The sequence below is a fragment of the Xanthomonas sp. SHU 199 genome, assembly GCF_000364665.1.
Taxonomy (GTDB): domain Bacteria; phylum Pseudomonadota; class Gammaproteobacteria; order Xanthomonadales; family Xanthomonadaceae; genus Xanthomonas_A; species Xanthomonas_A sontii.
The window spans coordinates 1-5766 of record NZ_AQOI01000361.1 but is presented as its reverse complement, the minus strand read 5'-3'; the positions used below and the strand labels follow the sequence as shown (position 1 = coordinate 5766).

Here is a 5766-nt window from a genome sequence, read left to right as displayed (position 1 = left end):
CACCAACCAGCCACGGCGGCCGGCGGCGCACGCCGCGGCGCTCGCGCAGGAACTCCGGCCACTGGTCCTCGTCGGGCACCAGCAGTTCGGCCGGCTCCAGCCGCGCCAGTTCCGCCTCCAGCGCGTCCTCGCTGTCGACCTCGTTGACCAGGAAGCGGCCGCCGGCCAGGTCGGCCCAGGCCAGGCCGTAGCCGTGCTTGTTGCGTGCGATGGCCATCAGCAAGGTGTCGCGGCGCTCGTCCAGCAAGGCCTCGTCGGTCACCGTGCCGGGGGTGACGATGCGCACAACCTTGCGCTCGACCAAGCCTTTGGCAAGCGCCGGATCGCCGATCTGCTCGCAGATCGCCACCGATTCGCCCAGCGCCACCAGCCGCGCCAGATAGCCCTCGTAGGCATGCACCGGCACCCCGGCCATCGGAATCGGCGCACCGCCGGAACTGCCGCGCTGGGTCAGGGTGATGTCCAGCAGCCGCGCGGCCTTGCGCGCGTCGTCGTAGAACAGTTCGTAGAAATCGCCCATGCGGAAGAACAGCAGCAGGTCCGGGTACTCGGACTTTGCGGCGAAGAACTGTTTCATCAGCGGGGTGTGCTCCGCTGCGCTTCCAGGAACGTGGGTCTTTTCTCGATTCTGCATCTGATTCAGTGACTTAATGAGTTTCGGGGTGACTGTCTGTGGACAAGTATGGACGGGTGCCGGCAGCAAATGACAGCGCGGCGCGGCGCCAGCCCGGTGCGTGGTTCGATGCGCCACCTGCCGATCCACGGTGCAACGTCGGGGCCGCACCGTTTCCACGGGCAACGGCAGGAAGGCCAAGCGCGAGACAGCGAATGTCCGGTGCGCACGCAGCATGTGCAATGCCGAGTCCGCAGCAACTGCGTGCGAGTCGTCTCGGCGCCAACTGCAATTGTCCGTAAAAAAGTGGATCGGCGACAGCACGCAGTGCAATTCCCGAGTATGCGGCGGAGGACCGGCCACACGGTGACGCTGTGTCCGTTGAACGACCGTGTGTCGCTTCGGGCAGGACTGTTTCGCCGTTGGAAAAGCTAAGATCCGAGCTTGTGTAGAGCCGGAGGCGTCCATGATCGATCGTCGTACCTTTCTTGCCACGGGGGTCGTGGCCGTCGCCGCGGGCTTCAGCGCATCCGCCGCCCAGATCGTGGCCGCGCCGCGCCCGAAAGGGCCGGCACCGTGGGGCGCCGTGCCAAGCGCGCGGCAGCTGCGGTGGCACCGGTGGGAGCAATACGCCTTCGTGCATTTTGCGATGAACACCTTCACCGACAAGGAATGGGGTTACGGCGACGAAGATCCGCGCAGATTCGATCCCAGCGATTTCTCCGCCGATCAGATCGTCGCCGCGGCCAAGGCGGGCAACCTCAAGGGGATCATCTTCACCGCCAAGCACCACGATGGCTTCTGCCTGTGGCCGACGCGCCTGACCGAGCATTGCATTCGCAATTCGCCCTACAAGAACGGCAAGGGCGACATCGTCGGCGAAATGGCCGCGGCGTGCCGGCGTGCCGGCCTGGCCTTCGGCATCTATCTCTCTCCCTGGGATCGCAACCACGCCGAGTATGGCCGTCCCGGCTATCTCGACTATTTCCGCAAGCAGATCGTCGAGCTGTGCACGGGTTATGGCGACCTGTTCGAGTTCTGGTTCGACGGCGCCAATGGTGGCGACGGTTACTACGGCGGAGCGCGCGAAACCCGCAAGATCGATGCCCCCGCCTACTACAACTGGCCGCGGATGATCGAGCTGGTCCACCAACACCAGCCGATGGCCTGCACCTTCGATCCGCTGGGCGCAGATATCCGTTGGGTCGGCAACGAAGAGGGCGTGGCCGGCGATCCGTGCTGGCCGACCATGCCCAATGCGCCTTACACGCAGGAAAACGGCAACGCCGGCGTGCGGGGCGGGGCGCTGTGGTGGCCTGCGGAAACCAACACCTCGATCCGCCCGGGCTGGTTCTACCATGCCGACGAAGACGGCAAGGTGCGCAGCCCGGAGAATCTGGTGCGCTACTTCGATACCTCGGTCGCACGCGGCACCAACATGAACCTCAATCTTCCGCCGGACCGACGCGGCCGCATCGCCGACCACGACGTCGCGGTGTTGAAGAGCTTCGGCGATGCGATCCGCGCCAGCTTCGCCATCGATCTGGCCAAGGGCGCCAAGGCCAGCGCCAACGCGTCGCGCGGTCCGGGGTTCGAGCCGGAGCGTGTGCTCGACCGCCAGCCGGACAGCTACTGGTCCACGCCGGACGACGTCACCACGCCGACGCTGACGCTGGAACTGTCGGCGGCGCGCAGCTTCGACCTGATCCGGCTGCGCGAATACCTGCCGCTGGGCGTGCGCGTCACCCGCTTCGCGGTCGACGCCGAGGTAGATGGGCAGTGGCAGCGCTTGGCCGAAGCGCAATGCATCGGCGCGCAGCGGATCCTGCGGCTCGATCGTCCGATCGCCGCGCGCCGTGTGCGCCTGCGTGTGCTCGAGGCGCCTGTCTGTCCGGCGATCAGCGAATTCGCGCTGTTCCGCGCGGTGGCGCCCGTTGCGGTCGCGCGGCCCACGACGAACGCGCCGGACGTGCTGTCCACCGCGGGTTGGCGCATCGTCGCGGCCAGCGCGCCGGGAGCGGAGAAGTTGCTCGACGACGATGCCGGCACGATCTGGGTCGTGCCCGCTCCCACGCCGGGCCATCCCGTGCAGGTGACCATCGACCTGGGTGCGCTGCGCCAGGTCGCCGGCTTCAGCCTCACCCCCTCGCGCACGGTGATGAACGGTGCGGCGCCGCCGAAGGGCTATCGCGCCGAAAGCAGCGAGGATGGCCAGCACTGGCAGCCGGCCGGTGGCGGCGAGTTGTCCAATATCGCCTACGCGCTCTCGACCCAGCGGCTGAATTTCCCCGAGGTCCGGCAGATCCGTTACCTGCGGCTGTCGTTCGCCGAAACAGCGCTGCCCGCGGAGCGGCTGGCGATCGCCGGGATCGGTGCCTTCTCGCGCTTGCGGTGAGGGCTGGCGCTCCCTCGCCGCGATGCGCGGTGGGGGAGCGTGCATCGCCGGGGCGATGCAGCGTCGTGGCTGCGGCGACGCTGGCGAGGCGTCGTAGATCGGCTTCGGAATGACGCGTCAGCGGCTTCGCTTCATTGTGCGTCGCGCGTGTGCCGACCACGGCTTGGGCGGGCGCAGCTGGCGCGCCAGCGCCGCGTAGGAGCACCGAGTCGGGAGCGCATGACGATGGTGCCGCGCAGCTCCTTGAAAGCGCGCCCCCGCCTCAGGCGACGAACGGCCGCGGCCTGGTGCGCACACTCTTCAGCGCCAGCCGCGCAGGCACCAATCCGGGCGCGGTCGCTTCCAGTGTCAGCGTGCCGGCATCGCGCGTGGTCTGCAGCAAGGCCATGCACAGACCGTTGAAGGCGCGGCGCTGGTCGGCCTTGTCGGGTTCGTGGCTGGACGGGTCGCCGTTGCCCACGCCGATCAGGCGGCCGGGGCCGCGGACGGCGAAGCGCACGGCGTCGCTGGCGGTGGGCACGACGCGGCCCTTGGCGTCGACGATCTCCACCGCGACCACGGCCACGTCCTCGGCGTCGGCCAGCAGATTCGCCCGTTCGCAGCGCAGGCGCACCGCGGCCGGGGCGCCCACGGTCTCGCGGCGCTGCGTCAGCACCTGCTTGCCGTCGCGGTAGCCGCGCGCTTCGATGCGGCCGGGTGCGTAGCGCACGCGCCACTCGACATGGCCGTAGGCCGGCACCTGCTGCAGGCCCTGGCTGACGCCATTGACCAGCAGTTCCACCGCGTCCAGGTTGCTGTGGCACCAGACGTCGACCATGCCGTTGTCGCGCTCGTCCAGCAGGCCGTCCCAGTTCCAGTGCGGGAACAGGTGCAGCACCGGCGCGGCGGTCCATTGCGCGCGGTAGTACCAGTAGTTGTCCTTGGGGAAGCCGCAACTGTCGAGGATGCCGAACTGCGAGGCCACGTTCGGCCAGCGGTTGTACGGGGTCGGCTCGCCGCGGTAGTCGAAGCCGGTCCAGACGAAGCCGCCGGCGATGTACGGGCGCTGCGCGACATAGCTCCACCAGGCTTCGGCGCTGCTGGCCCACCAGGGGTAGTCGAGGTCGTAGGCGCGGGCATAGCCGCGCACGTCGTCGGTGCGGTAGTTGCCGCGCACGCCGACGGTGCTGCCGGTCTCGCTGCCGTAGACCGGGATCTGCGGATGGCGCGCATGGAAGGCGTCCATCTGCGTGGTGCGGTAGTTGAAGCCGACCACGTCCACGACCTGGCCGACGCCGTCGTCGAAGCCCTTGTCCATGGCGAAGGTGGTGGGGCGGCTCGGATCCAGGCGCCGCACCAGGCGCTGCATGCGCGCGACGATGCGCGCGCCGCGCGCGGTGACCATCTGCGGCTCCTCGTTGCCCAGCGACCACAGCATCACGCAGGGATGGTTGCGGCCGCGCCGCACCATCGACGTCAGTTCGGCCATGGCCTCGTCGTCGGAGGACATGCGCCGGGTCTCGTCGATCAGCAGCAGGCCCAGCCGGTCGCACAGCTCCAGCACCGCCGGCGAGGCCGGGTTGTGCGCGCTGCGATAGGCGTTGCAGCCCATCGACTTGAGCTGGCGCAGGCGCCATTCGTGCAGGCGGTCGGGAATGGCGGTGCCGACGCCGGCATGGTCCTGGTGGTTGTTGGTGCCGTGCAGCTTGTAGGCCGCGCCATTGAGCAGCAGGCCGCGCTGCGGATCGAACTGCAGGCGGCGCACGCCGAAGTGGGTGGTGGTCGCGTCGCAGGTGCGGCCGTCGCCGAGCAGGCGCGTGGACAGCGTGTAGCGTTGCGGGTTCTCCGGCGACCACGGCGCGGGCGTGCCCAGGTCCAGGGTCTGCTGCACGCGCTGCACCACGCCGGGCTCGACCGTGATCGGCGCGGAACTGGCCTGGGCGACGATGCGCCCGTCCGGCGCGCGGATCACCGAGACCACGCTGCACTGCCGCGGCGTCGCGCCGTGGTTGCCGAGTTCGGTCTCCACCAGCGCCTGCGCGGCGCCGCCGTCCCAGACGCTGCGCACGTACACGCCGTCCATCGGCACGTGCAGTGCGTCGGTGGTGCGCAGCCAGACGTGGCGGTAGATACCGGCGCCTTCGTAGAACCAGCCTTCGCCGATCGTGGCATCCACGCGCACGGCGATGATGTTCCTGGCGCCGTAGTCGAGCACGTCGCTGAGGTCGACGTCGAAGCCGCAGTAGCCGCTGCCGTTGCGGCCGACGATGTGGCCGTTGCAGAACACGATGCAGTCGCGGAACACGCCGTCGAATTCCAGGCTGATGCGCTTGCCCAGGTCCTCGGCCGGAATCTCCAGCACGCGCCGGTACCAGCCGATGCTGGTCTGTGGATCGGTGCGGCCCAGCGGCTTGTAGCCGTGCGCGGCGGCCGGGTCTTCGCCATTGACCAGGGTGGAGGTCGGATCCTGGCGCGGCGGCAGCGCCACCGCCCAGTCGTGCGGCAGGTCGATGCGCTCCCAATCGCTGTCGTCGAAGCCGAGCAGGGCCGCATCGGCGGTGTCCTTGCCGGCCTTGGCGTAGGTGCGCTGGAACGTGCCGAAATTGAAGTCGCGTGCCGGGTCGTCGGCGTGGCCGAGATGGAAGCGCCAGCCGCCGTCGCACAGCAGGCGCTGGCGCGGCGCATCGTCGTCCAGATCCAGCGAAAGCGGCGCAATGGCATCGCTGCCGGTGGGCGTGGCCGCCAGCGCGGCCGGCGCCAGCGCCGCGGCGGCGCCGGG

2 protein-coding genes and 1 pseudogene are annotated in these 5766 nt (G+C 69.2%); 1 reads left to right on the top strand and 2 read right to left on the bottom strand.

Annotated elements, in window-relative coordinates; all coding sequences use genetic code 11:
- A pseudogene (locus D183_RS0112430) lies at window positions 1–634 on the bottom strand (DNA mismatch repair protein MutS); the annotation flags it as partial.
- Between the two features lie 445 nt (window positions 635–1079).
- Between D183_RS0112430 and D183_RS0112425 the strand changes: the two are divergent.
- Window positions 1080–3008 carry an alpha-L-fucosidase gene (locus D183_RS0112425; protein WP_026144420.1) on the top strand — a complete coding sequence of 643 codons (1929 nt, stop codon included), beginning with the start codon at window positions 1080–1082 and terminating at the stop codon, window positions 3006–3008.
- 262 nt (window positions 3009–3270) lie between these two features.
- Here the strand turns inward: D183_RS0112425 and galA are convergent.
- Window positions 3271–5766, bottom strand: a 2496-nt coding sequence (gene galA, locus D183_RS0112420; protein WP_017909276.1) for a beta-galactosidase GalA, incomplete at its 5' end; no start/stop codon positions are given.